23 protein-coding genes and 3 tRNA genes are annotated in these 26,218 nt (G+C 58.9%); 11 read left to right on the plus strand and 15 right to left on the minus strand.

The window, feature by feature from the left end; genetic code table 11:
• Nucleotides 1–158 precede the first annotated feature (158 nt).
• From nusG to FHP24_RS02255, 4 genes are all read right to left on the minus strand, one after another.
• Entirely contained in the window at nt 159–689 is a 531-nt protein-coding gene (gene nusG / locus FHP24_RS02240; RefSeq protein ID WP_139672251.1) for a transcription termination/antitermination protein NusG, read from the minus strand.
• 15 nt (nt 690–704) lie between these two features.
• On the minus strand, nt 705–905 hold the full coding sequence (gene secE, locus FHP24_RS02245) for a preprotein translocase subunit SecE (protein WP_112459118.1): 201 nt from the start codon (nt 903–905) through the stop codon (nt 705–707).
• Nucleotides 906–1,092: 187 nt separating this feature from the next.
• Nucleotides 1,093–1,168 (minus strand) — tRNA-Trp (locus FHP24_RS02250).
• A 113-nt stretch (nt 1,169–1,281) separates the two neighbouring features.
• Entirely contained in the window at nt 1,282–2,667 is a 1,386-nt protein-coding gene (locus FHP24_RS02255; protein WP_139672254.1) for a capsule biosynthesis protein, read from the minus strand.
• A gap of 164 nt (nt 2,668–2,831) precedes the next feature.
• Between FHP24_RS02255 and FHP24_RS02260 the strand changes: the two genes are divergently transcribed.
• A complete protein-coding gene (locus FHP24_RS02260) occupies nt 2,832–4,124 on the plus strand; it encodes a capsule biosynthesis protein (RefSeq protein ID WP_139672257.1) in 1,293 nt (430 codons plus the stop codon).
• A 99-nt stretch (nt 4,125–4,223) separates the two neighbouring features.
• Here FHP24_RS02260 and tuf read toward each other — a convergent pair whose 3' ends face one another.
• From tuf to FHP24_RS02275, 3 genes are all read right to left on the minus strand, one after another.
• Complete coding sequence (tuf, locus tag FHP24_RS02265) at nt 4,224–5,399, minus strand: elongation factor Tu (RefSeq protein WP_139672260.1); 1,176 nt, start codon at nt 5,397–5,399, stop codon at nt 4,224–4,226.
• A gap of 204 nt (nt 5,400–5,603) precedes the next feature.
• A tRNA-Gly gene (locus tag FHP24_RS02270) sits at nt 5,604–5,677 on the minus strand.
• Nucleotides 5,678–5,707: 30 nt separating this feature from the next.
• Nucleotides 5,708–5,792, minus strand: a tRNA-Tyr gene (locus FHP24_RS02275).
• 197 nt (nt 5,793–5,989) lie between these two features.
• On the opposite strand from FHP24_RS02275, the gene rlmB reads away from it, so the two are divergent.
• The 4 genes from rlmB (at nt 5,990) to FHP24_RS02295 (ending at nt 9,641) form a co-directional block, all read left to right on the plus strand.
• A complete protein-coding gene (gene rlmB, locus FHP24_RS02280) occupies nt 5,990–6,868 on the plus strand; it encodes a 23S rRNA (guanosine(2251)-2'-O)-methyltransferase RlmB (RefSeq protein WP_139672263.1) in 879 nt (292 codons plus the stop codon).
• A gap of 92 nt (nt 6,869–6,960) precedes the next feature.
• Nucleotides 6,961–7,545: a DUF982 domain-containing protein gene (locus FHP24_RS02285; RefSeq protein WP_139672267.1), complete on the plus strand. Its 585-nt coding sequence runs from the start codon at nt 6,961–6,963 to the stop codon at nt 7,543–7,545.
• A gap of 126 nt (nt 7,546–7,671) precedes the next feature.
• The gene (gene cysQ / locus FHP24_RS02290; protein ID WP_139672270.1) at nt 7,672–8,502 is read left to right on the plus strand and encodes a 3'(2'),5'-bisphosphate nucleotidase CysQ; all 831 of its coding nucleotides are present in this window, start codon (nt 7,672–7,674) and stop codon (nt 8,500–8,502) included.
• Nucleotides 8,503–8,867: 365 nt separating this feature from the next.
• Nucleotides 8,868–9,641 (plus strand): NAD kinase, encoded by a 774-nt coding sequence (locus FHP24_RS02295; RefSeq protein ID WP_139672273.1) that lies wholly within the window; start codon nt 8,868–8,870, stop codon nt 9,639–9,641.
• A gap of 106 nt (nt 9,642–9,747) precedes the next feature.
• Here FHP24_RS02295 and prfB read toward each other — a convergent pair.
• From prfB to FHP24_RS02310, 3 genes are all read right to left on the minus strand, one after another.
• A protein-coding gene (gene prfB / locus FHP24_RS02300; protein ID WP_139672276.1) for a peptide chain release factor 2 occupies nt 9,748–10,879 on the minus strand; the annotation gives its coding sequence in 2 pieces (ribosomal slippage) (nt 9,748–10,809 and nt 10,811–10,879; 1,131 coding nt in all).
• Nucleotides 10,880–10,987: 108 nt separating this feature from the next.
• Nucleotides 10,988–13,459 (minus strand): penicillin-binding protein 1A, encoded by a 2,472-nt coding sequence (locus FHP24_RS02305; protein WP_139672278.1) that lies wholly within the window; start codon nt 13,457–13,459, stop codon nt 10,988–10,990.
• Nucleotides 13,460–13,717: 258 nt separating this feature from the next.
• A complete protein-coding gene (locus FHP24_RS02310; RefSeq protein WP_139676081.1) occupies nt 13,718–14,932 on the minus strand; it encodes an N-acetylmuramoyl-L-alanine amidase in 1,215 nt (404 codons plus the stop codon).
• Between the two features lie 650 nt (nt 14,933–15,582).
• Here FHP24_RS02310 and FHP24_RS02315 point away from each other — a divergent pair.
• From FHP24_RS02315 to aat, 6 genes are all read left to right on the plus strand, one after another.
• Complete coding sequence (locus FHP24_RS02315; RefSeq protein WP_139672281.1) at nt 15,583–18,498, plus strand: Rne/Rng family ribonuclease; 2,916 nt, start codon at nt 15,583–15,585, stop codon at nt 18,496–18,498.
• Nucleotides 18,499–18,781: 283 nt separating this feature from the next.
• Nucleotides 18,782–19,540 carry a DsbA family protein gene (locus FHP24_RS02320; RefSeq protein ID WP_139672284.1) on the plus strand — a complete coding sequence of 253 codons (759 nt, stop codon included), beginning with the start codon at nt 18,782–18,784 and terminating at the stop codon, nt 19,538–19,540.
• A 137-nt stretch (nt 19,541–19,677) separates the two neighbouring features.
• On the plus strand, nt 19,678–20,115 hold the full coding sequence (gene aroQ / locus FHP24_RS02325; protein WP_139672287.1) for a type II 3-dehydroquinate dehydratase: 438 nt from the start codon (nt 19,678–19,680) through the stop codon (nt 20,113–20,115).
• A gap of 29 nt (nt 20,116–20,144) precedes the next feature.
• Nucleotides 20,145–20,603: an acetyl-CoA carboxylase biotin carboxyl carrier protein gene (gene accB / locus FHP24_RS02330; protein WP_139672290.1), complete on the plus strand. Its 459-nt coding sequence runs from the start codon at nt 20,145–20,147 to the stop codon at nt 20,601–20,603.
• Nucleotides 20,604–20,612: 9 nt separating this feature from the next.
• The gene (gene accC, locus FHP24_RS02335; RefSeq protein ID WP_139672293.1) at nt 20,613–21,959 is read left to right on the plus strand and encodes an acetyl-CoA carboxylase biotin carboxylase subunit; all 1,347 of its coding nucleotides are present in this window, start codon (nt 20,613–20,615) and stop codon (nt 21,957–21,959) included.
• A gap of 59 nt (nt 21,960–22,018) precedes the next feature.
• Nucleotides 22,019–22,636 carry a leucyl/phenylalanyl-tRNA--protein transferase gene (gene aat / locus FHP24_RS02340; RefSeq protein ID WP_139672296.1) on the plus strand — a complete coding sequence of 206 codons (618 nt, stop codon included), beginning with the start codon at nt 22,019–22,021 and terminating at the stop codon, nt 22,634–22,636.
• A gap of 18 nt (nt 22,637–22,654) precedes the next feature.
• On the opposite strand, the gene FHP24_RS02345 is transcribed toward aat, so the two are convergent.
• From FHP24_RS02345 to gatB, 5 genes are all read right to left on the minus strand, one after another.
• Nucleotides 22,655–23,077 carry a DUF2155 domain-containing protein gene (locus FHP24_RS02345; RefSeq protein WP_180355953.1) on the minus strand — a complete coding sequence of 141 codons (423 nt, stop codon included), beginning with the start codon at nt 23,075–23,077 and terminating at the stop codon, nt 22,655–22,657.
• 99 nt (nt 23,078–23,176) lie between these two features.
• On the minus strand, nt 23,177–23,575 hold the full coding sequence (locus FHP24_RS02350; protein WP_139672301.1) for an NADH:ubiquinone oxidoreductase subunit NDUFA12: 399 nt from the start codon (nt 23,573–23,575) through the stop codon (nt 23,177–23,179).
• Between the two features lie 107 nt (nt 23,576–23,682).
• Nucleotides 23,683–24,144, minus strand: coding sequence for a GNAT family N-acetyltransferase (locus tag FHP24_RS02355; RefSeq protein ID WP_139672304.1), 462 nt, complete (start codon nt 24,142–24,144; stop codon nt 23,683–23,685).
• Between the two features lie 24 nt (nt 24,145–24,168).
• The gene (locus tag FHP24_RS02360; protein WP_139672307.1) at nt 24,169–24,675 is read right to left on the minus strand and encodes a GNAT family N-acetyltransferase; all 507 of its coding nucleotides are present in this window, start codon (nt 24,673–24,675) and stop codon (nt 24,169–24,171) included.
• 5 nt (nt 24,676–24,680) lie between these two features.
• On the minus strand, nt 24,681–26,183 hold the full coding sequence (gatB, locus tag FHP24_RS02365) for an Asp-tRNA(Asn)/Glu-tRNA(Gln) amidotransferase subunit GatB (protein ID WP_139672310.1): 1,503 nt from the start codon (nt 26,181–26,183) through the stop codon (nt 24,681–24,683).
• Nucleotides 26,184–26,218: the final 35 nt, after the last annotated feature.

Genomic DNA, 26,218 nt, shown 5'->3' on the forward strand with positions numbered 1-26,218 from the left:
TTCATAATAGAACCGGCTTCCCGGCTCACGATGCCGAATTGCTCCGGCGGCTGCGGTTGCGTGGTGCGGATCATTGGGGTCCGGCTAAGGCCCCTCACCTTCCACGCGGTTCGCGATTTTCATCGCGAGAGGTCCGACATGCGGACCCCATAGTGAACTCAGACCTTTTCGACCTGAGCGTATTCCAGCTCGACCGGGGTAGCACGACCAAAGATCGAGACCTCGACCTTGAGGCGCGAACGCTCCTCATCGACATCCTGAACAACGCCGTTGAACGACGCGAACGGACCATCGGAAACGCGAACCTGCTCGCCGATCTCGAAAGAGATCGAGGACTTCGGACGCTCGACGCCTTCCTGAACCTGACCGAGAATGCGCTCGGCTTCAAAGTCCGGAATCGGAACCGGCTTATTGTCGGAACCGAGGAAACCGGTAACCTTCGGCGTGTTCTTGATCAGGTGATAGACCTCGTCCGTAAGGTTCGCACGAACCATGACGTAGCCCGGGAAGAACTTGCGCTCGCTATCGACCTTACGGCCGCGACGCACTTCCACAACCTTTTCGGTCGGAACGAGAATCTTTTCGAACAGATGCTCAAGCCCCTTCTGGCGAGCCTTGTTCTCGATGTCGTCTGCGACCTTCTTTTCGAAGTTCGAATATGCGTGGACGATATACCAGCGTGCCGCCATCTTCACTCTCCAGTTTTAAACGCTGACGTTCAGGATCAGGCGCAAAAGCCAACCCATCAACTGATCCGCCGCGAAGAAAAACAGAGCAGCAAATACAACCATAACCAGAACCATAGCCGTAGAGATTGCAGTCTCGCGGCGGGATGGCCAAGTTATTTTCAGACCTTCGGAACGAACCTGCTTGAAGAACGTGACCGGATTGGTTTTGGATGCCATCGATTTTCCACGCAATTACGGCACGTAAAGCCGAACTCTCAGCCCCACGCACCGCGTGTCTGTTTTCTCTACATAAACATCGCCTCCCCTTTACACAAGAGGAAAAACAATGCCCAATTAAATTTCGCCGACTTAACCGGCGCAGCCGAAACAAGATATTTCATCTGCTTCAGCGAGCTTTTTCGAATGGCAGGGGCAGCCGGGCTTGAACCGACGACCTGCGGTTTTGGAGACCGCCGCTCTACCAACTGAGCTATACCCCTTCACCCTTGGCGACTGGAAATCACATTCGATTCCGCGTCGTCCGCAAGCTAGGCGCTCCCTTTACGGTGCGTCGCCCGACTTGGCAAGTATGTTTTTCGAGTTGCGAGCATGTTCAATACACCTCGCCGCGCCGATCCCCCGCATCAACGGCGCGAACGGTTGCAAATGCGGGTTCACTGCCGCCGAGAATATCACCGCCGGCCAGATCGATCGCTCCGGGCAGAAGCCCTGCGGATCCCTTGCGCTCATTGGCCAGCGGCAAGCGCTTCCAGGCCAGCCGAGGGGGTTGGGCGACATAAGCACCCGGTTCATTCACAAGCCCACCGATGACGCGATCGACGATCGTGGAAATACCGAGCTTGCGGCCTTCAGGATGATAAAAATTGCCCTTCACCTGGATCGCACCGGCCAGAGCCTTGATGAAGCACGCCAGAAGACTGCGATCGATTCGCTCGGGATGCCGCCAGAAAACGTCCAGCCCGCCCTGATGCGTCAATCCGGCAATATCGAATACTGCGGCGCCGAGAACGATCGTCGGAACATCAGCCCTGAGGCTGTGAAGACCTGTCGTCGAATTGACCACGATCGAACCGTGGCAATGACGCAGGATCTCCGCCAGATTGCCCTTTTCGATGAAAAGCACACGGCTTTCGATACGGTATTTTTCTGCCAGCTCGCCAACAACCTTACGCCAGTTCTCGAGGTCGTTATCGAGAGGGTGCTGCTTGATGATCAGTCGCCCGTTCTCAGGCGCATGGCGAGAAAACGACTGCATGACCTGGTCCAGCATCTGAGAAATATGCCGATAGGGCGAGTTCGCCCTGATCTGGTAATCGCTCTGGAGCTGGAGTGCGAGCAGGTAATTGCGCTTCAGTTTATCGTCGAAATACCCTTCCGGCAGGTCGTGTCTTTGCCGGAACATACGCGGCAGCCAGGAAAGGTAGTCGAAGAGCGGATCGTAATATTTGTCCGAGCGATAAAACGGGAACAGAACCCGGCCGAAATAGGCGACCAGATTGTAGATCACCTCGTTGGTCGCTTCTTGCCCGAATGTGTGCGGATAGCGGTTCTTCAGGTCAGGATCAGCCACCTTTGCAGCGATCTGGCGAATTCGGTCCGGATCGTTGGGAAAATGGGAGAATCGGCCCATCCCGTCACGTTCTAGCGTTATCCAGTCGGGCCGCAGATAGCCGAACTCAACCGCGTGACAACGCACGCCCAAGCGACGCGCGACGCGCGCCGCAAGTCGATGGTAAGGCAGCCGGTCGGCGTAATAGAGGATGTCGGTGATGCCTTCGCGCTTCAGAAGAGCCGCGAGATACCGTGGCCAAGCCTTCAATGTGCCGCGATAGTTGATCGCACCGCGCCTCAACCAATAGACCTGGTCGCCGAAGGAGAAGTTCACCCTTCTTGTTTCCACGCCCTTGGCTTCAAACCCATCGCAGAGCTCGCGCCAGAAAACCGAAGGAGGACCTTGCAGAAAGAGAACTTTGGCCATACGCGATTGAGTACCTTCTTCACCTTCTTGCGTCGAGAGATCCGACACCGAAAGCAGTGAGATTGAGCTAGTCGTCGTCAAGGTGGTTGGAATTCTCACCAAACCCGCACCGCCGTCAATGCAAATACGATTTCAGGCTGTTAATTTCACGTAAGCACGGTGACATGAACACTCGCACTTTCCTCTTCCTTCAAGGCCCCGCCTCCCCCTTTTTCAGACTTGTCGCAGACAGGCTTGAAGCGGAGAGCGCACGCGTCGAGCGCATCAACTTCTGCATTGGGGATATGGTTTTCTGGTGGCCGAGAAGGAGCACATTGTTTCGCGGGAAAAAGAACGAGTGGGCAGCCTATCTTGCTGCTTTCGTGCGTCACCATGCGGTGACCGATATCGTCATGCTCGGTGATGGCCGGGATTATCACGCTGCGGCCGCCGAATTGGGCCAATCCTCAGGCATCAGGGTTCATATCGTCGAGCATGGTTATTTGCGGCCCGACTGGCTTACCGTCGAGCCCGACGGCATGTCGGCCCATTCGCGTTTCCCTCGGGATCCGGAGGCGATCAGGGCGCTCGCCGATGGCGTGCCGCTCGTCGCACGTGGCGGCCTGTTCCAATCCAGTTTTCTGACTTATGCGCTCTACGATCTCGCCTACCACATTCCGAATGTTTTGCTCGGGCCTCTGGTTCACCGCCATTACAGAACACATGGCGCGGTTCATCCGGTCGTCGAATACAGCGGCTGGATCTGCAAAGGACTGACTGCAGGCAGACGCCGCAAACAGGCAGAGAAAACCATCGCCGCATCCACGCGACGACTTGACGGTTCGGATGCCCGCTTCTTTCTCTTCCCTCTTCAGTTGCCGGGAGACTATCAGATAATCCGGCATTCACCAGGCGGTGACCTGAATAAGATCGTCGAAGCCGTGATCACCTCTTTTGCCAGATACGCCCCCAAGGATACCCGGCTCCTGTTCAAGATCCATCCGATCGATAACGGTCTGTCACGCTGGCCCGAGCGGATCGGCGGTGTCGCCTCCCGGCTGGGCGTCGGGGATCGGGTCTTCGTGGCCGATGGTGGAAATACCGATGCTCTTATCGAACGAGCGGAAGGTATCGTCACCGTCAACTCCACGGTCGGGCTGACAGCGCTCGGCTTTGGCCGTCCGGTCATCGCGCTGGGGTCGGCCATATACGACATCGAAGGGCTCACCTCGCAAGCGCCGCTTGCTGATTTCTGGAACAGCCCACCCCTGCCCGATCAGGATCTGTTCGACGCATTCATGCGTGCGCTGTCCGCGACGACGCAGGTGCGCGGCGGCTTTATCGGGCGAGAGGCTCTGGAAACGGGGGCGGATAATGTCGCAGCGCGGCTGCTGGAAACGGATGAGCGATTGCCGGAGAGCCTACGCAAGCCGCGAAACCAAGGCATATTCCGCTACGCCGAAGAACTGTCGGGCTAAATTTTGCGCCGCAGATTCGGGCGATATGAAAATCACGTGCTCCACGAAAAAGGCCCCGCCGTTCCCAGCAGGGCCTTTCTCAATTCAGGTGACTATCGATTACTCGACGATCGAGGCAACGATGCCGGCGCCGACGGTACGGCCGCCTTCGCGGATAGCGAAGCGCAGCTTTTCTTCCATCGCGATCGGAACGATCAGCTCGACTTCAACCGTGACGTTATCGCCAGGCATAACCATTTCCGTGCCTTCCGGCAGCGAAACGATACCGGTCACGTCCGTCGTACGGAAGTAGAACTGCGGACGGTAGTTGGTGAAGAACGGCGTATGACGGCCGCCTTCTTCCTTCGTCAGGATGTAGGCTTCAGCCATGAACTTCTTGTGCGGCTTGACCGAACCCGGCTTGCACAGGATCTGACCACGCTCGACGCCGTCGCGCTGAACGCCACGGACCAGTGCACCGATGTTGTCGCCGGCCTGGCCCTGATCGAGCAGCTTGCGGAACATTTCAACGCCAGTAACCGTCGTCTTCGAGGTTGCCTTGATGCCGACGATTTCGACTTCTTCGCCAACCTTGACGATGCCGCGCTCGACGCGACCGGTCACAACCGTACCACGACCCGAGATCGAGAACACGTCTTCGATCGGCATCAGGAACGGCTGGTCGATCGGACGCTCAGGCGTCGGGATGTAGGCGTCGACAGCGGCCATCAGCTCGCGGATCGCGTCTTCACCGATCTTCTTGTTCGAATCTTCAAGAGCGGCCAGAGCCGAACCCTTGACGATCGGAATATCGTCGCCCGGGAAGTCGTAGGACGACAGAAGTTCGCGGACTTCCAGTTCGACGAGCTCAAGAAGCTCTTCGTCGTCAACCTGGTCGACCTTATTGAGGAACACGACGATTGCCGGAACGCCAACCTGACGGGCGAGCAGGATGTGCTCGCGGGTCTGCGGCATCGGGCCGTCGGCAGCCGAGCAAACCAGGATCGCGCCGTCCATCTGGGCAGCACCGGTGATCATGTTCTTGACGTAGTCGGCGTGGCCGGGGCAGTCAACGTGCGCGTAGTGACGAGCAGGCGTTTCGTATTCGACGTGGGCGGTCGAAATCGTGATGCCGCGGGCCTTTTCTTCCGGCGCTGCGTCGATCTGGTCATACGCCTTGAATTCACCGAAGTACTTCGTGATCGCTGCCGTCAACGACGTCTTGCCGTGGTCAACGTGACCGATCGTGCCAATGTTGACGTGAGGCTTGTTGCGCTCAAACTTGCTCTTTGCCATTGAATGCTTCCTGTGAACATAGAGGTGAACCCGGAACCGGGTTTGGTGCAGCCGTTTAAGGCTTTCCACTACAATGCGCAAGACATAATTACGGCCGGCCGAAGTACAAGGGCAGGAGCGCGGATTCACCGCGAGAATGCCGAGAAATCAAAGCAAAACACTTGCCTCGCAGGCAAATATTCAAAAGCTTTTTAATGTCGGAAATGGAGCGGGTAGCGGGAATCGAACCCGCGTATTCAGCTTGGAAGGCTGCTGCTCTACCATTGAGCTATACCCGCGGTATGGTTGGTTCCGATCCGGTGACAGAATGGTGGAGGGAGTTGGATTTGAACCAACGTAGGCTGAGCCAACGGATTTACAGTCCGTCCCCTTTAACCACTCGGGCATCCCTCCAGTATTCCGTCTGGATCGTGAGACCAAGTTCGTCAGACCCGGTAACTCGTCGCCCCGTCGTCTGTGGCGGCTATATGACCGCCTCGTTTCCGTCTGTCAACACGACCCCTTTGAAAAAATGACGAAAAAATTACGTTCTCCACCGCACCCCGGGAGGAAGGGCTTTGCCGGATAGGTGCAGGCCTATATAAGGCGGCATGAGCACAAAAGATCCCAAAGACAAATCGCCCCGCGATACCCATTATGCGACGCTACGGCGCAACATACGCGACGCCAAGCGCGAGCGCGGTGAAATTCCGACACCGCAGCCGAAGCCGCAAAAATCCAACAAGGACTGGAAGCCGCCGCAGTTACAGCAGGACCAGGTATTCCTGTATGGCCTGCACACGGTGCGCGCCGCACTCGATAATACCGAGCGCAAGCTGATCAAGCTTACGGTTACCCAGAATGCTTTCGTGCGCCTGGATATTGGTGACTCTTCTGCGCAGCCCTTTCCGGTCGAATTCGTCTCGCCACAGGATATAGACAAGGTGCTCGGCCCCGAAGCCATCCACCAAGGCGTGATGCTGGAAACCAGGCCGCTGCCGGTTCGTCGGCTTGATGCCCTGAAGGAGAGCCCTCTGCTTCTCGTGCTCGATCAGGTTACCGATCCGCATAATGTCGGCGCGGTGATGCGTTCGGCCGTAGCGTTCGGCGCCGGCGCTGTCATCACCACCCAGAGACATAGCCCGACGGAATCCGGCGTGCTTGCCAAATCCGCCTCTGGTGCACTGGAACTCATCCCCTATATCCAGGTCACCAATCTCGCCGACGCACTCCAGGAACTGCACAAGCTCGGCTTCCTGACGATTGGTCTTGATTCGGAAGGACCGGCACCGATTGAGGGAACGCTGTCCGGCGAAAAGATCGCGCTGGTGCTCGGATCCGAAGGCAAGGGCATAAGACAAAAGACCCGCGAGACGGTGTCGGCACTTGCACGGTTGGATATGCCCGGCGCCATCAAGTCGCTCAATGTATCCAATGCAGCAGCGATCGCGCTTTATGCTACCCGCCAGCATCTGACGAAAGCGAAGTAGCCAAAACGGCCGAATATTAGGTTAAACTTATAAATCCATCCTCGCGCAAGCCATACGTGATCATCTCCTAATATTAAACTGGGGAGATCAGCATGGAAGCAGGAGCATGGAGAAGCCCGGTCGTTATCGAAATGTATGGTCGTCCGGGAACGGTGATCGTCAACGGCACGCTCGATGCGGCGCTGATGCTGATCGGCGCATGGCCGACTAAAAGGACAGAATCCCATGTCGCGGCGGTGCTTTGCTGCCGCGATGTACTTTTGGGACAGGCCGATGCCAGTCTGGCGCGTGTCAACTTTATCGATGCAGCGATCGAAGCCGGTTATCGAATCGAGCCGGAAACCTTTCTCAGCGTCAGATGGGATCTGATGTCCCTGCCGGACGATGCAGCCCGACCTGCACTCGGACTGGCGGAGCTCATACGAAAACGGGCCATTGCGACCGTCGAGCAGCATGCCGATGCGGCAATGGACGCAGCAGGCCCGCCGGATCAGCCCACGGCCACCAAGGACCAGCTTCCGGTTCCTTATACGCGGGAGAGCCAACGGCCCCGCCTGCGAGACCTCGTGCTACGGCTCGTACAAGTGCTTGGTCTGATCGGGATGGAGATCTGCCGGCAGCTGGCCGTCGCCCTGGGATTCGGACTACTGCGCCGCACGGATCGACAGGCTCACTAACACGAGCGCGACGGCTCCATTGCTTCCGTTTGTCAGGGCCGATTCGGCGATCCGTGACATCGGTACCACCGCCTGCCGTGGGTTAAGACTCCCCTCGCCCGCCGATTCGTGGCATGGGAAGAGATCATGACGATCACCCTGCCCAAACCCTCCTTGTGGAAACCGACAGTCGCCATCTTCGAACGCGCCGCGCTCGCAGCAGGGCGTCCCATACTGACCATCCACCGGGCAGGAGCACATACGCGCTACAAGGCGGACGCATCGCCGGTCACCGAAGCAGACGAGCAGGCCGAGGCGGTCATCCTGTCGGAACTCGGCAAAGCCTGTCCTCACATACCGATCGTCGCCGAAGAACAGGCAGCAGCGGGGCATATTCCGGATATTGCGGACAAGGCCTTCATCCTCGTCGATCCGCTCGACGGGACAAAGGAATTCATCAACGGTCACGATGATTTCACGGTCAATATCGCGCTGATCGAGGACGGCGCGCCCGTCGCAGGTTTCGTTTATGCCCCGGCACTCGGTATCGCCTATGCCGGCAGCCCTGACGGCGCGGAAAAACTCTGGATCGACGAAAACTTTCAGGTTTTACGCCGCGAGCCGATGCAAACCCGCACGGTTACTTCTCCTCATATCGCAGTTGCCAGCCGCTCGCACCGCTGCACCAAAACAGATGATTTTCTCGACCGCTGTGGCGCCTCAGAGATCCGAACCGTCGGATCGTCGTTGAAATTCTGCCTGATCGCCGAAGGTGCGGCCGACATCTATCCGCGCTTCGGCCGAACCATGGAATGGGATACGGCTGCCGGTGACGCCGTTCTGCGCGCCGCCGGCGGTATAACCGTCAATCTTCAGGATGAGCCACTGCGTTATGGCAAGACAGGACGGCATGATTGTGCGGATTTCGCCAATCCGGATTTTGTGGCGCGGTGTGCGGGAAACAGGACGACACTGTAAGCCGTCAGGCTAAACCACCGCAAATTCCACTAGAAACACAATGCCCTGGCAGCGTTATAATCCCCACCCTCCTTATTGCAAATCAGCGGCTCTCCCAACCAAGTTACAAGCGCATGGTGATCCACGGAGTCACCTCATTTGCTTCTGTCGTAACGCAAAACCTCGCGTCTGTATGTTATCAATCCAGCATCTTCCGCCGAGGCCGAACAGGGATCGCAGAACGCTTGTCCATCCGTGGTCTTTTCCTGTACCACTGCTGCGCCTGCGGCTTATCGGTCCTGGGTGATCAACAATCCAGTCAACGCCATTGAGAGCGCCCCCATGGGGTTTAATTCAGGGCGACAGCATCAAAGGCCTGCCTGTTCATGCCCATTCCCTGCGAGAAGCTGTCTTTTATCGCCTCCCCGGCAGACGAGGCGCAAGCAGCGCTTAACGAGCTTGTCCGGCTTTACGGCAACCGGCCGCTCGGCGAGGCCGACATTATCGTTGCGCTGGGCGGCGATGGCTTCATGCTGCAGACACTGCACGAAACGATCACGTCCGGGCCACGCGTCTATGGCATGAACCGCGGCTCTGTCGGCTTCCTGATGAACGACTACCGCATCGACGACCTGCCGGAGCGCATCTCCATTGCGGGGGAGAACGAATTCCACCCGCTCAAGATGACGACGACCAGCAGCGACGGTTCGACATCCGTGGCGCTGGCGATCAACGAAGTCTATCTGTTTCGCCAATCCTATCAGGCCGCGAAACTGAGGGTGGAAATCGATGGCCACGTGCGCCTGGAGGAGCTGATCTGTGACGGCGTGATGGTCGCAACGCCCGCAGGCTCTACCGCCTACAACCTCTCGGCCCACGGCCCTATTCTTCCGCTGGAAGCGCCGCTTCTGGCGATGACACCGGTTTCGCCCTATCGCCCGCGGCGCTGGCGCGGCGCGTTGCTGCCCAACCACGTTTGCGTCGACATCACCATTCTTGAGTCCGAAAAGCGGCCGGTCAACGCTGTTGCGGACAATGCCGAGGTCAAGTCGGTGCTGCATGTGCGGATCGCGCAATCGACGGAACTGACGGCCCGCATCCTGTCTGATCCGGATCATTCCTGGTCCGACCGTATCCTTGCCGAGCAATTTACCAACTGACGGGCGGGATCAGGGGAGCAAAGTCCCGGAACATTTGCGCGAAGTCATAAAACGAAAAGGCCGGGTCGAAACCCGGCCTTTTCGCTATCGATAAGTCCACGAACAATCAGTCGACGTCGCCGACCTCTGCATCCGGCTTGCCGGAGATGCGATGTGCCAATGCGGCTTCCATGAACTGGTTCAGGTCGCCATCCAGCACATCGTCCGGTGCCGTGCTGGCAACGCCGGTGCGCAGATCCTTGACCAGCTGGTAGGGCTGCAGAACGTAGGAACGGATCTGGTGGCCCCAACCGATATCGCTCTTGGAGGCGGCTTCGGCATTGGCTGCCGCTTCGCGCTTCATCAGCTCGGCTTCGTACATGCGGGCACGCAGCATTTCCCAAGCCTTGGCGCGGTTCTTGTGCTGCGAGCGTTCCTGCTGGCAGGCAACCACGATGTTCGTCGGGATATGGGTGATGCGCACGGCCGAATCGGTCGTGTTGACATGCTGGCCGCCGGCGCCCGACGAACGATAGGTATCGATGCGGCAGTCGCTTTCGTTGATCTCGATGTTGATCGAGTCGTCGACGACCGGATAAACCCAGATCGACGAGAAGGACGTGTGCCGACGCGCGTTCGAATCGTAAGGCGAGATGCGAACGAGACGGTGCACACCCGATTCGGTCTTCATCCAGCCGAAGGCATTGTGGCCCTTGACGAGGATCGTCGCAGACTTGATGCCGGCTTCTTCGCCGTCATGCACTTCGAGCAGTTCGACCTTGTAGCCCTGGCGTTCCGCCCAGCGGGTGTACATGCGCAGAAGCATGTTGGCCCAGTCCTGGCTCTCGGTGCCGCCAGCGCCGGAATGCACTTCGACGTAAGTGTCGTTGGAGTCCGCCTCGCCGGAAAGCATGGCTTCCACCTGACGGCGGGATGCCTCGGTCCGAAGCGCCTTCAGCGCCTCTTCGGCATCCTTGACGATCGCCTCGTCGCCCTCTTCCTCACCAAGCTCGATCAGCTCGACGTTGTCATTAAGCTGCTGCTCCATCGCCTTGACGCCACCGATGCTGTCATCGAGCTGCTGGCGCTCGCGCATCAGCTTCTGGGCTTCCTGGGCGTCGTTCCAGAGGTTGGGATCCTCTGACTTGTTGTTCAACCAGTCCAGTCTTCTTACAGCCTGATCCCAGTCAAAGATGCCTCCTCAGCAGGCTTATGGCCTGCTTGATTTCGTCGACAATATTCAGCATTTCCGCGCGCATGGCGAGTTCTTCTCTCTCTGTGATCTTCAGGGATTAAGATGCGGTGGGACATAGTTGTGCCGGGCGCGGATGTAAAGCCCGCCCCGGCTGCCAACAGAAAGTGTCGGATCAGTAGAGACCCGACGCACCCGACGTGATGGCCTGCTGGGCCTGCGGCGATGAATCCAGAATCTGGTCCTGGGTCATATACTGGCCTTCACCGATAACCTGGAAGACATCGGCCGGTCCGGTGCCGGGTTTGAACGCCTCGGTGATCGTGTCGGGCTCGCCATCGAAGGCCATCATGCCGGTCTTGCGGTTAACGGCGATGAACTTCATGCCATCAGGAACGTGGAACTTTTCAGCCGGCGTGAGCTTGGCAGCCGCTTCGAGGAATTTTCCAAAGAGCGGAGCAGCGAGACCGCTGCCTGTGCCGCCACGGCCGAGCGGCGCCGGCGTATCGAAACCGATATAAAGCCCGGCAACAAGGTTCGGCGTAAAGCCAACGAACCATGCGTCCTTCTCGTCGTTGGTCGTTCCGGTCTTGCCTGCGACCGGACGATCCTTGACCGGGATCTTGCCTGCCGCCGTGCCGCGCTGAACCACACCCTCCATCATCGTGGTAATCTGGTAAGCGGTCATCGGGTCGAGAACCTGCTCGCGATTATCGACCAGGACAGGCTCTTCCTGGTTTGCCCATTCGCTGGCGTTACAGCCTTCGCAACCACGCTCCTCGTGGCGGAAGATCGTTTTGCCGTAGCGGTCCTGAATGCGGTCGATCACGGTCGGCTTGATCTGCTTGCCGCCATTGGCGATGACGGCATAGGCCGAGACCATGCGCATGACGGTGGTTTCGCCGGAGCCGAGAGCCATGGGCAGATAAGGCGCCATCTTGTCGTAAATGCCGAACCGTTCGGCATATTCGGCAACAAGGTCCATGCCCATATCCTGCGCCAGGCGCACGGTCATCTGGTTGCGTGACTTTTCGATACCGGTACGCAACGTTGCCGGACCCGTACCATCCTCTTCACCATAGTTGGACGGACGCCAGACCTGGTTGCCGGAAACAACCTCGATCGGACCGTCGAGGACAACCGATGCCGGCGTGTAGCCGTTATCGAGCGCCGCCGCATACACGAAAGGCTTGAACGAGGAACCCGGCTGACGCATCGCCTGCGTCGCGCGGTTGAATTCGGACTGCGCGTAAGAGAAACCGCCTGCCATGGCCAGAACGCGGCCGGTATTGGGATCCATCGCAACCAGACCGCCCTGCACTTTCGGCGTCTGCCGCAGACGGTAGGAGTTTGCGCCCTGCTTCAGCGCCTCGACGTAAATCACGTCGCCGGCTTTCAGCACGCCGTCGGGCCCCTTGGCAACCTTGCGCTCTCCGGCTGCATCCCGGTAGGCCCATTTCATATCATCGGCAGCGATCGTTCCGGTGTTACGCTCCGGATCGGTCTTGTTGCCGTTCTGTGACTGAAGGCCGATTTCGACCTCCTTGGCCGAAGCGTCGAGCACGACAGCGATCGTCCACTCGGGAACATCACGCAAATCCGGCACCTTGTTTTCGGCAATAAGCTTGCCGAGCGCCAGCGCCCAGTCCGGCGACGTCTCGATCGAAGCCAGCACGCCGTGGAAACCGCGCCGTTCGTCGTAATCCAGCAGACCATCCTGCAGAACACGACGGGCAATGACCTGCAGATCAGGGTCGAGCGAGGTGCGCACGGAAAGTCCGCCCTCGTAGAGTGCCTTGTCGCCGTAACGCTCTATCAGCTGGCGGCGGACGGCTTCGGAGAAATATTCGGATGCCAGAACAGTGCCCGATCCGCGGCGCGGCTTGACGCCGAGCGGCTGCGTCTTGGCCTCGTCGGCATCGACCTGGGTGATGTAGCCATTTTCGGCCATACGATCGATCACCCAGTCGCGGCGCTCGATAGCTGCCTTTTCGTGACGGAACGGATGGTAGTTGTTCGGGCCCTTCGGCAGAGCAGCAAGATAGGCCGCTTCAGCTGTCGTCAGTTCCGTTACCGATTTGTCGAAATAGGTAAGCGCTGCACCGGCGATGCCATAGGAATTCAGGCCGAAAAAGATCTCGTTGAGATAGAGTTCAAGGATCTTGTCCTTGGAATAGGCCTGCTCGATGCGAAAGGAGAGAATCGCTTCCTTCACCTTGCGGTCGATCGTCTGGTCGGCGGAGAGAAGAAAGTTCTTGGCCACCTGCTGGGTAATCGTCGACGCGCCCTCTGGGCGGCGACCGGAGCCGAAATTCTGCAGGTTGTTCAAAACCGCGCGACCAAGACCGAAGGGATCGACGCCCGGATGATTGTAGAAGTTCTTGTCTTCGGCCGACAAAAACGCCGCCTTGACGCGGTCGGGAATAGCCTGGATCGGCAGGAACAGCCGGCGCTCGCGGGCGTATTCGGCCATCAGTGCACCGTTGCCGGCATGAATGCGAGTCGCGACCGGCGGCTCGTAGGAAGCCAGCACCTCGTAGTCGGGCAAATCCTTGGTCATGCCAGTCAAATAGATGGCAACAGCTGCCGCGACGCCCAAAAAGAGCACGCAGGCCATTCCAAAGAAATATCCAATCAGTCTGATCATATCTGAGCTACCGTTCAGCTTTCTATCGGCGCGAAAAGCACCATCGCACGCCAACAGGCCTTTTGCACGACGTTTACATCAGCGCAAGGGAGGCCGGATCAACTCCACGAAACTGGAGACCGCGCGAAATACATTCCGGCGACCTGCTCTTCGAATGTGAGGAAAGTAGGGCTTTTCACAAGTATTTCCGTACCTTCGAAGCCAATATCCAGAATCCGGGAGCGGTTGTTGCATCAAGGCAACGCCCGAGATTTGGGCCTACCCGCCATTGGCGACGGAGCGCCTGCGATAGCGATCGACAGCATCGGCGACGAGCGCGGCGACCTTAGACCTCCACGCTTCATCGAGCAGAAGCTTCTCGTCCTCCGGGTTAGACAGAAAGCCCATTTCGAGCAGAACCGACGGAATGTCCGGCGCGCGCAAAACCTGGAAGTTGGCCTGCCGGTGCGGATTGTTGATCAACCCGACCTGACCTTCGAAGGATTTCACCACGTTATCCGCAAGAGCGACCGAAAACGCCTGCGTTTCGCGACGTGTCAGATCCAGCAGAATGTCGGCGACTTCCGGCGGCCCGGCCTCGATGCTGAAGCCCGCCAGCTGATCGGACAGGTTCTCGCGGGCTGCAAGATTTTCCGCCATGCGGTCCGACGCCCTGTCGGAGAGCGTGTAGATGGTAGCGCCGCGAATATCCTTCTGCGCCAGCGTATCGGCATGGAGGGATATGAAGAGATCCGCGTGTTTTTGCCGTGCAATTGTCACGCGCTGAGACAGCGACAGGAACGTATCATCCTCACGCGTCAGGAAAGCCTTTACGCCCTCGACCTTGTTCAGACGATCGGCCAGCAGGCGGGCAAAATCGAGTGTAACCGTTTTTTCCGGTGTCTTCGTCGTCGCGCCGCTCGCCCCGGCATCAATGCCGCCGTGCCCCGCATCGACGGCGACGGTAAAGACCCCATCCTCGACAACCGGTGCCACGTCCTGCGGCAAAACCGCGGCCGACGTATTCCAGTCCTGAGACTTGAGGATCTCGGCAAATTGTTCCTTGGTGGTCATTTCGGCATCCAGCACGAGCCGAAAGCCCCTCTCCTCATTCTTCTGCACTTCGGCCATGACGAGCTTTACCGGACGATTGACCGTGAACACCATGCGGGCGCTATCGCTGCCCATCGCTCCATAGCGGATATCCTTGAACAGGCCACGCGGCGCGAGATCGGAAGCAGGAAACCCAAAGGCGGAGGCAGAGAGATCGATGATGATACGCTCGGGTCCGCCGACGTAGTGAATGACGAAATCCGGCTTCTGTTCGAAATCGATGACGACCCGGGTGCGGGCATCGTCGCCGGCAACCCGGGCTGCGAACGCAAGTATCGGCTGCTGGGAGGCATGAGAGAGCGAGGACATGGCGAGAAAGACCAGCGTCGCCAGAAGGCCAATTCGCCGAGCGATTCGCAGAACTTCTGCCATCGCAGGCATCAGGACGGTCCGGTCGATCGTCAACGTTCTCTTCAACCTCAAACCGTATCCCGCCTCTTGATCTTCCATGCGAAGCCTGCCCGCGCACGAAAGGCCTGCATTTCAGGCATTTCTTTTACAACACCGACGAATCGACCGTTGCAACCCCACTTTCGATAAGGCCGCTAAATCCATCCACAATATGGCGGATACGGCTTTTCCCTTGCTATTGTGACAGATAAACCATACAACGCCAGTGAGGTTAGAGGGTTGACGGGATAGTCTGCCGATGGGCTTGCCAGCCACAGTGACTGGCGCCAAGTACCGGTAGACATCCGCCGTCGCAACTCTTGGCCTTGCGTAACCGATCACTCCGGCTACGGCCGGAAAAATGCCGGGTGGCCTGCCACCCACCGCTCGCATGGAGCACCCCATCGGACCCGTCAGGGTTCAGTTATCGTCATTCTCGTTTGGTCCTTAATGTTGCGGCAAATTTTTCAACTCACGGAAAGAAGGAAGAAGCCAACGGCTTCGCTGCCTCTCCGGTTGCCGTCTCGCCTCGACCCAGCGGGATCACCCTTATCCGGCGTCACGACCGTTGTGCATAACGAGCCTGTCCTCGCGGCAGGCTTTTGTGCATTTGCACGGCGGCGCCGAGGAGCAGAATTTCAATGGCAGACAAAATGCTTATCGACGCGTCCCACGAAGAGGAGACGCGCGTAGTTGTCGTACGCGGCAACCGCATCGAAGAATTCGATTTCGAATCGCAGCACAAGAAGCAGATCCGAGGCAATATTTACCTGGCAAAGGTAACGCGCGTCGAACCATCGCTTCAGGCGGCATTCGTCGATTACGGCGGCAACCGTCACGGATTTCTGGCGTTCGCGGAAATCCATCCGGATTATTACCAGATCCCGCTCGCAGACCGTCAGGCTCTGATGCAGCAGGAAGCTGAAGACCAGCGCAAGATCGCCGAAGCGGATTCCGCCGATCCGGTCGTGGACCTCGCAAACGAGGACCAGCCCGACGTCGGCATCGCTGCAAGCGAAGCGCCGGCGGCCGTGGAAGCGGTAGAACCGACCGAAACTCCAGTAGCCGAAGTTGCAGCAGAGGCTGAGCCTGAAAAGAAGGCCAAGCCGAAGCGTGCACGCTCGCGCAAGAAGATTGTGGAAGCGCCCCCTGAAGAGGCTGTCGCCGAAGTCCAGGACGATGTTTCGTCCAACGACGATTCCACGCCGGAAAGCATGGCGGCGATGATCGAAACCGATTCGATCTCCGAGGATGTCGATGCCCGCCGCGGTCATGACGATGACGACGACGATGATGACGACAACCACGAGAAGGAAGAAATCGAATCCGTCGGCGCCGAAGATGCCATGGAAGAGGTTCCGGATCGCATCGTGCGCAAGCCGCGCAAGCAGTATCGCATTCAGGAAGTTATCAAGCGCCGCCAGATCCTGCTCGTGCAGGTCGCCAAGGAAGAACGTGGCAACAAGGGCGCAGCCCTGACCACCTACCTGTCGCTGGCCGGTCGCTATTCCGTGCTGATGCCGAACACGGCGCGTGGCGGCGGCATTTCCCGCAAGATCACCCAGCCGCAGGACCGCAAGCGCCTGAAGGAAATCGCCAAGGAACTCGACGTGCCGCAGGGCATGGGCGTCATCCTGCGCACCGCCGGTGCCAACCGCACCCGCGTCGAAGTCAAGCGCGACTTCGAATACCTGATGCGCCTTTGGGAAAACGTCCGCACGTTGACGCTGCAGTCAACGGCCCCGACCCTCGTTTATGAAGAAGGTTCGCTGATCAAGCGCTCGATCCGCGACCTCTACAACAAGGATATCAGCGAGATCATCGTCTCGGGCGAAGAAGGCTATCGTGAAGCGAAAGACTTCATGAAGATGCTGATGCCGAGCCATGCCAAGGTAGTTCAGCCCTATCGCGACCTCCACCCGATCTTTGCGCGCTCCGGCATCGAGGCGCAGCTCGACCGCATGCTGCAGCCGCAGGTGACGCTGAAGTCCGGCGGTTACCTGATCATGAACCAGACGGAAGCGTTGGTTGCGATCGACGTCAACTCCGGCCGTTCGACCCGCGAACATTCCATCGAGGAAACGGCACTCCAGACGAACCTCGAGGCCGCGGAAGAAGTTGCCCGTCAGCTTCGTCTGCGCGACCTTGCCGGCCTGATCGTCATCGACTTCATCGACATGGAAGAAAAGCGCAACAATCGCGCCGTCGAGAAGAAGCTGAAGGATTGCCTGAAGAACGACCGCGCCCGCATCCAGGTGGGCCGCATCTCGCATTTCGGCCTTCTGGAAATGTCGCGCCAGCGCATCCGCGCATCGGTTCTCGAATCGACCACGCAGGTCTGCTCGCATTGTGGCGGTACCGGCCATGTCCGTTCGCAGTCCTCCGTTGCCCTGCACGTCCTGCGCGGCATCGAAGAATATCTGCTGAAGAACACCACGCACGACATTACCGTACGGACCACGCCGGACATCGCGCTCTATCTTCTCAATCACAAGCGCCAGACCGTTATGGATTACGAGGAGCGCTTCGGCCTCTCGATCTTCATCGAGTCCGATGTCAGCATCGGCTCCGCCCATTTTGCGATCGATCGTGGGGAAGCCGTCGAAAACCCGGTCAAGATCGAAAGCCTGATGCAGTTTGCCGCCATCCCGGTTGAGGATGACGAAGACGATGTCATCATCGATCTGGAAGAGGACGAAGAGGAAGAAGACGTCGCGCCGGCCAAGGCCGCCGTCGCCAAGCCGGAACGCGCCGAGGCGGACGACCCGAACGGTCGTAAGCGCAAGCGTCGTCGTCGTCGTCGTAACCGCAATGGTGAACGCAATGGCGATGCGCAGGCTGCGAACGGCGATAACGTCGAATCCATTTCCGAAGACGGTGATGAAGGCGACGACGAGGCTGAAGACGATGCAATCGAGACATCGGCCAACCCCGATTCTGCTGCCGAATCCGAACTGGATGAAAATGGACGCCGCAAGCGTCGCCGCCGCGGCAAGCGTGGCGGACGCCGCAACCGCAATGGCGAAGAGGGCGTAGAAGACGCAGGCGCAGAGGCTGACGAAAGCGTTGCCGGCGATGACGCCGAAGGCGAAACGCCTGTAGCCGCTGTCGAGGCCGTTGCGGACGTTCCGGCCGAAGCGCCTGTCGAAGCTGCACCGGAAGCGGAAGCCGTTGCCGAGGCTGCTCCTGCAGCCAAGCCGAAGCGGGCACGCCGCAGCAAGAAGGCCATCGAAGCCGAAGCTGCAGCCGTTGCCGCAGCTGAAGTTGCCGCGCCGACGGAAGCTGTGACCGCACAGGTCGAAGCCGCGCCGGTCGTCGAAGCCACTCCGGCTGTCGAAGCCAAGGTGGAAGAAGCCGTCGTTGAAGCGGCTGCAGTCGAAGCTCCTTCCGTCGGAGAAGAAGAGACGAAGCCTGCACGCGCCAACCGCGCCTCCAACATCTCGTCTTCCAGCGAAGCCGTGGTGAAGAGCTCGGACGTCAATCCGGCGCCTGAAGGCGAAGGCGATCCGACAAAACCGAAGAAGGCCGGCTGGTGGCAGCGCCGCGGGTTCTTCTGAGCCTTGACAATATGAATAATAAAAATGGCCGCTCCCGCGGCCATTTTTTATTGGGCTGGCTTCGAGACACCGTTGCAAAAATGTTTCAGGAAAACCGCGTAAGCCACTGATCGACTATTCGCATTATGTAGTACGCGAGTAGGCAGCTTACACAGATGTGAAGCCTTGCTCATGCCGCAATGCAGATTTCCTGTTCCGCGTATGCGCCTAGTGCCTTAGCCTTGCGCCAACACGATATACGGGCGATCGAGATTCGCGGCCGCCAAGCCTCATGAGGAATTTTATGACCCGCCTGTTTAAAACCCTTGCCGCCGGCACGCTTCTCACGGTCGCGCTCGCCGCTGTTCCAGCCTTTGCCCTGGACGACAGCCAGAAGAAGGAAATGGGCGCGTTCATTCGCGAATACCTGATCCAGAACCCCGAGGTGATGATCGAGGTGCAGACCGCGCTGGAAGCCAAGCAGCAGGCGCAACGGAGTGACCAGTCGACGAAGGCGGTTGCCACCTACAAGGATGAGATCTTCTCCTCGCCCACCGACGTCGTGCTGGGCAATCCGAAAGGCGACGTCACCGTCGTCGAGTTCTTCGACTACAATTGCGGTTACTGCAAACGCGCGATGACCGATATGGACGACATCATAGCCAAGGACAAGAATGTCCGGTTCGTGCTGAAGGAATTCCCGATCCTCGGACCGGACTCGCTTGCAGCACACAAGGTCGCCAATGCGGTGCGTCTCGTGGCGCCGGACAAGTATTCCGAATTCCACAAAGAACTGCTCGGCGGCCAGGAGCATGCCACGGAAGCGACCGCCATTTCGGTCGCCGCCGAACTCGGTGTCGATGAGGCCGCGATCCGCAAGTCCATGTCGGAAAAGCCGAACGACGACATCGTGCGCAATGCCTACCAGCTGGCGAATGCGATCGGCATCACCGGCACCCCGACCTATGTCGTGGGCGACGAGGCGGTGTTCGGCGCGGTTGGCCTCGACGAGATCGAACAGAAGGTCAATAACGTCCGATCCTGCGGCAAGGCCTCCTGCTGACGCAATCTTCATCTCCTCGGCAGCGAGATCGCACCGATCGGTGGACCAGCGGCGTTTCGGCGCGGCGGGGGCTTTCCCTTGCCGGTCTACCGGTCTATAGGTGGCCGCTGAATTCGGATGGAACAAAAGACTAAGTGATGAGCAAAACGGTTTTCGTCCTCAACGGTCCCAACCTCAACATGCTGGGCAAAAGAGAGCCCGGGATTTATGGCGGGCAGACACTTGAGGACGTCAAGCAACTCTGCGTTTCGGCGGGCGCTGATCTCGGTTTCGATGTCGATTTCCGGCAGAGCAACCACGAAGGCACGCTTATCGACTGGATTCACGAGGCTGGCGACAAAGCCGTTGGCGTCGCAATCAATGCCGGTGCCTATACGCATACGTCGATTGCGCTTCACGACGCGATCAAGGCGGTTTCGGTGCCGGTCATCGAACTGCACATCTCGAATGTTCATGCACGGGAAGAGTTTCGCCATCATTCGATGATCGCGCCGGCTGCCAAGGGCGTCATCTGCGGCTTCGGCACGGCGAGCTACATTCTGGCGCTCCATGCCTTGAAATACACAATCGCCTGACAAGATAGAACAGAACAATAGGGTTTGCCATGTCTGAGAAGAAGAACGGGATCGACAAGGGACTGATCCGCGACCTCGCGAACATCCTCAACGAGACCGATCTCACCGAGATCGAAGTCGAGCAGGACGATCTGCGTATCCGCGTTTCGCGCCAATCGGCGACGCAGTACGTCCAGGCACCGCTCGCAACTGCTGCCCCCGTCGCAGCAGCTGCAGCTCCTGCCGTAGCAGCACCGGTTGCAGCAGCCGACAACAAGAATGCCGTACCTGCTCCGATGGTCGGGACTGCCTATCTGGCGCCCGCTCCCGGTGCCAAGGCGTTCATCGAAATCGGCGCGACCGTGAAGGAAGGCCAGACGCTGGTCATCATCGAAGCGATGAAGACGATGAACCAGATTCCGGCTCCGCGCTCCGGCAAGGTCACTGAGATCCTGATCACCGACGGGCAGCCCGTAGAATACGGTCAGCCACTCGTCATCGTCGAGTAAGGCGCTTTCATGATTTCCAAGATCCTCATAGCCAATCGCGGCGAGATCGCACTGCGCGTCCTGAGAGCAGCCAAGGAACTGGGCATCGCGACCGTTGCCGTTCACTCCACGGCCGACGCGGATGCCATGCATGTCCGCCTCGCCGACGAGAGTGTGTGCATCGGACCGCCGCCTTCGCGCGAAAGCTATCTCAATATCCACCAGATCGTTGCAGCCTGCGAGATCACCGGCGCTGATGCCGTGCATCCGGGTTACGGCTTCCTGTCGGAAAATGCCAAGTTCGCGGAAATCCTCGAAGCCCATGGCATTACCTTCATCGGCCCGACCGCAGAGCATATCCGCCTGATGGGTGACAAGATCACTGCCAAGCAGACTGCGGTCGCACTCGGCATCCCGGTCGTTCCGGGCTCCGACGGCGAAGTCACTGCCGAAAATGTCCTCGAGGTCGGCAGGGAAATCGGCTTCCCGGTTCTCATCAAGGCAACCGCCGGCGGTGGCGGACGTGGCATGAAGGTTGCCAAGACCGAAGCTGATCTCGATGAGGCCTTCAACACTGCCCGCACCGAGGCGCTCGCCGCCTTCGGCAATGGCGCCGTCTACATGGAAAAGTATCTCGGCAAGCCGAGGCACATCGAAATCCAGGTTGTCGGCGACGGCGAAGGCAATGCGATCCATCTGGGTGAACGCGATTGCTCGCTGCAACGCCGCCACCAGAAGGTCTGGGAAGAAGCCAACTCCCCTGCCCTTACCGTCGAGCAGCGCATGAATATCGGCCAGATCTGCGCCGACGCGATGAAGAAGATGAAGTATCGCGGTGCCGGTACGATCGAGTTCCTCTACGAAAACGGCGAGTTCTATTTCATCGAAATGAACACCCGCCTGCAGGTCGAGCATCCGATCACCGAAGCGATCACAAATATCGACCTCGTGCACGAGCAGATCCGTGTCGCATCGGGCGACGGACTTTCCGTCACCCAGGATGAGATCCAGTTCCAGGGTCACGCGATCGAGTGCCGCATCAATGCCGAGGATCCGCGCACATTCGTGCCGTCGCCCGGCACGATCACGCATTTCCATGCGCCTGGCGGTCTCGGCGTGCGCGTCGATTCAGGCGTCTATGCCGGCTACAAGATCCCGCCTTACTATGACAGCCTGATCGGCAAGTTGATCGTGCATGGCCGCACGCGCGAAGAATGCATAAAGCGCCTTCGCCGCGTACTGGACGAATTCGTCGTAGACGGCATCAAGACGACGCTGCCGCTCTTCCAGGATCTCGTCGAGAACCCCGACATATTAAAGGGCGACTACGATATTCACTGGCTGGAAAAGTATCTGGCCGCCGGCACGGAACACTGACTATAATACCCGCCCGGAGCATCAAGTATCCGGGCGGCTTTTTTTTTGCAGGGAGTGAAATGGCGGGGCGGCGTGGCAGATATTACCCGGCAATAACACCGGACGTTCTGTTGCGAGCCTATTCCATAGGCCTGTTTCCCATGGCCGAATCGGCCGACGATCCGGAAATCTTCTGGGTCGAGCCGGAAATGCGGGGCATCATCCCGCTCGATGATTTCCACGTCTCGAAAAGTCTCGCCAAAACGATCCGCAAGGCGCCATTCGAAATCCGTTTCGACAGTGCGTTCGAAGAGGTAATCGGCATGTGTGCGCAGTCCGCGCCCGACCGCCCGAGCACCTGGATCAATACGACCATCCGCAAGCTCTATTTCGAACTTCACCAGATGGGGCATGCCCACAGTGTCGAGGCTTGGGAGGATGGCATACTGGTAGGCGGCCTCTACGGCGTGTCACTGGGCGCTGCCTTCTTCGGCGAGAGCATGTTTTCCCGGCAGACCGATGCGTCGAAGATATGCCTCGTGCATCTGGTGGAACGCTTGAACCGGAACGGTTTCAAGCTGCTCGACACGCAATTCACCACCGACCATCTCAAGACGTTCGGCGCGGTCGATATCCCCAAGGACGATTACCTGGTCAAGCTGCGGCAGGCGGTCGATTGCCCGCACCTGCCGTTCTGATGAGGGAAACTGAAACGATCAGTTGGCTGCGTTTGTCGGCGCCGGGATATCCGACTGCGCCTTGCAACCTGTCAGCCAGACGTCATAGATCGGGTGCTCGACAGCGTTGAGGCCTGGGCTGTCGGCGAACATCCAGCCTGAGAAGATCCGGCGGATCTTGCGATCGAGCGTGATTTCGTCGACCTCGATGAAGCCGTCGATCTTCTGCGCCTCGGTATCGTCACGGGAGTAGCAGACTTTCGGCGTCACCTGCAGTGCGCCGTATTGTACGGTCTCGTTGACATAGACGTCGAATGTGGTGATGCGGCCGGTGATCTTGTCGATGCCGGCAAAGACTGCGACCGGATTGGAAATCCGGGCGGCGACGGCCGTTTCCGTGGCAAGCAGCGGTGCTGCTGCAATCAGCGCACCGAGAATGAGTTTGCGTGGAAAAGGCATTATCCGTGTCATTTTCATCCCGTCGCGACCGCTTGTGCGGCCGATGACTAGATTGCGATTATGGCCAAATGACCGTTAAGGTCGGGCCGATGTCCGGGCTTCTCAGCTGCCGGGGGTCCAGGCGTCGTAGTCACCTGTGACGCGGGGACGTTCGCCGCTGGCCGCCAGCGAGCCCTGGGGGTGATAGGCGAGCGGAGTGCCTGTCATATTCGGCTTGTGCGCCTTCTGCCATTCGCGGGCCGTGTAAGTCTCCTGCGATGGCGCAATGTCTGTGCGGTAATGCATCCAGCCATGCCAGCCGGGCGCGATCGCAGACGCGTCCGCATACCCCTTGTAGATAACCCAGCGCTTGGGTTTTCCCCAGGAGGTCATCGGGCCTTCGTAATAGACGTTGCCCATCTCGTCTTCGCCGACCTTCTTGCCGTGCCGCCAGGTGAAGAAACGTGTCCCCATCGTCTGACCGTTCCACCAGGTGAATATCTGCAGCAGAAGTTCTTTCATGGGGTATTCCGTCGCTTTGACATGGTCGAATTGGACTTGTGGACGCCGAAAGAGGCCCTCTGCTTATGACGCCTGAGGTCTCTCGTGTCCAGCGATTCTAGACATGACTATTTGAGCTTCATCTTGAAACCGGTATGCGTCTTGGCAAAACCCTGCCGCTCGTAAAAGCGATGAGCATCGGTGCGGACCGAATTGGATGTCAGCTGCGCCAGGCGGCAATCGCGGCGCCTGGCTTCTTCCACGGCATAGTCGATCATCTGGGCGCCGATGCCACGGCCCCGCATATCCGGCCGCGTCTGCACCGCCTCGATGATCATCGACAGCGACCCTCTCGAGGGAAGCGAGCGGGTGTAGAGAAGCTGGAACGTGCCGACGACCTCACCATCCAGTTCGGCCACGAACAGCTGTTCGTTGGCTGATGCATCGATCATGTGAAAGGCCCGCAGGTAATCCTCATAAGCATCTGGATCGGTCGTATCACCATGACCGCCTTTGTCGTCGGCGGCGAACATGGCGATGATCGCGCTCAGATCCTCTTCATGGGCCCGTCGGATGATCACGTCAGTCATATCGATGTCCCCCTCGCCCTGCGGTCAATGCTGCAACAGGCGCTTTTCCATGATGATGGCGGGAAGGCCCGAGTTCGGGGCACCCCATTCCTCCATCCGGTCCACCTCGGAGAAACCGAGGCGCTCGTAAAAGGACATGGCGCGGACATTCGGAAGAGCAACCTCGACCCGCATGATTTCCGCATCCGGGAAGCAAGTTTCGATCTCGGCGAAGAGATCGCGACCTATACCCTCGTTCTGGCAGGATGGCCGGACATAAAGCTGGTGCAGCATCACGGTCTTGGCCATTTTCGGATAGATTGCGGCATAAGCGATGCCGCCGATCCTGCGGCCATCGTCGGCCACAAGGAACTCGCCATCCTTCTTGCCGAGACGCGAGCGGATCGCATTGGCGGAATGCCAGCCGCCGACCATTTGCGAAACCTTGTCGACACCGTAGAACTGGTCGTAGCTACTGTGGAACGTCTCGCCGAGAAGGGCGCGGATCTTCTCCACGTCCTCCTGCCCAGCTGTGCGAACGAAGTAAACCAAGAGGCCTATTCCTCGATGCCGAGCTTCGCCTTGACCAGCGCCTGTACGGCCTGGGGGTTGGCCTTGCCGCCGGTGGACTTCATCACCTGGCCGACGAACCAGCCGGCAAGCGTCGGCTTGGCCTTGACCTTCTCGACCTGATCCGGGTTGGCGGCGATGATCTCGTCGACGGCCTTTTCGATGGCGCCGGTATCGGTCACCTGCTTCATGCCGCGGGTTTCGACGATTTCGGCCGGGTCACCGCCTTCGGTGAGCACGATTTCGAACAGGTCCTTGGCGATCTTGCCGGAGATGGTCTCGGCCTTGATCAGGTCGATAATGCCACCGAGCTGGGCAGGAGAAACCGGAGTCTCTTCAATGTCTTTGCCCAATCTGTTCAAGGCGCCCAGCAAGTCGTTGATGACCCAGTTTGCCGCCATCTTGCCGTCACGGCCGGCGGCCACGGCTTCGTAATAATCGGCAATCGCCTTTTCCGACACCAAAACCGAGGCGTCGTAGATAGACAGGCCGAGTTCGGCAACGAAACGGGCCTTCTTGTCGTCCGGCAGTTCGGTCAGGTCTGCACGCAGTGCTTCGACGAAAGCGTCGTCGAATTCGAGCGGCAGAAGGTCAGGATCGGGGAAATAGCGATAGTCGTGCGCATCTTCCTTGGAGCGCATCGAGCGGGTCTCGCCTTTGCCCGGATCGAACAGACGGGTTTCCTGATCGATCGAGCCGCCGTCTTCGAGAATGCCGATCTGGCGGCGTGCCTCGTATTCGATCGCCTGGCCGATGAAGCGGATCGAGTTGACGTTCTTGATTTCGCAGCGTGTGCCGAAACCTTCGCCCGGACGGCGCACGGAAACGTTGACGTCGGCGCGCATCGAGCCTTCGTCCATGTTGCCGTCGCAGGTGCCGAGGTAACGTACGATCGAACGCAGCTTGGTCATATAGGCCTTGGCTTCGTCGGAGGACCGCATGTCGGGCTTAGACACGATTTCCATCAACGCCACGCCGGATCGGTTGAGATCCACATAGGACATGGTCGGATGCTGGTCATGCATCGACTTGCCGGCATCCTGCTCCAGATGCAGGCGCTCGATGCCGATTTCAATATCCTCGAACTGGCCCTGGCGATCGGGACCGAGCGAGATGACGATCTGGCCTTCGCCAACGATCGGGTCCTTGAACTGGGAGATCTGGTATCCCTGCGGCAGGTCCGGATAGAAATAGTTCTTGCGGTCGAAGATCGAGCGATTGTTGATCTGCGCCTTCAGGCCAAGACCGGTGCGCACGGCCTGACGGACGCATTCCTCATTGATGACCGGCAACATGCCCGGCATGGCGGCATCGACGAGCGAAACGTTGCCATTCGCCGGCTTGCCGAATTCGGTCGAGGCGCCGGAGAACAGTTTCGAATTGGACAGGACCTGAGCGTGAACCTCCATGCCGATGATCACTTCCCAATCGCCGGTGGCGCCGGGAATGAAGCGTTTGGGATCAGGGGTACGGACGTCGATCAGGGTCATCTTGGGCTCGTCTCATGCGTGAATTCTTCAAGCTC

Source organism: Aliirhizobium smilacinae (assembly GCF_006335145.1).
In the GTDB taxonomy this organism is placed as follows: domain Bacteria; phylum Pseudomonadota; class Alphaproteobacteria; order Rhizobiales; family Rhizobiaceae; genus Neorhizobium; species Neorhizobium smilacinae.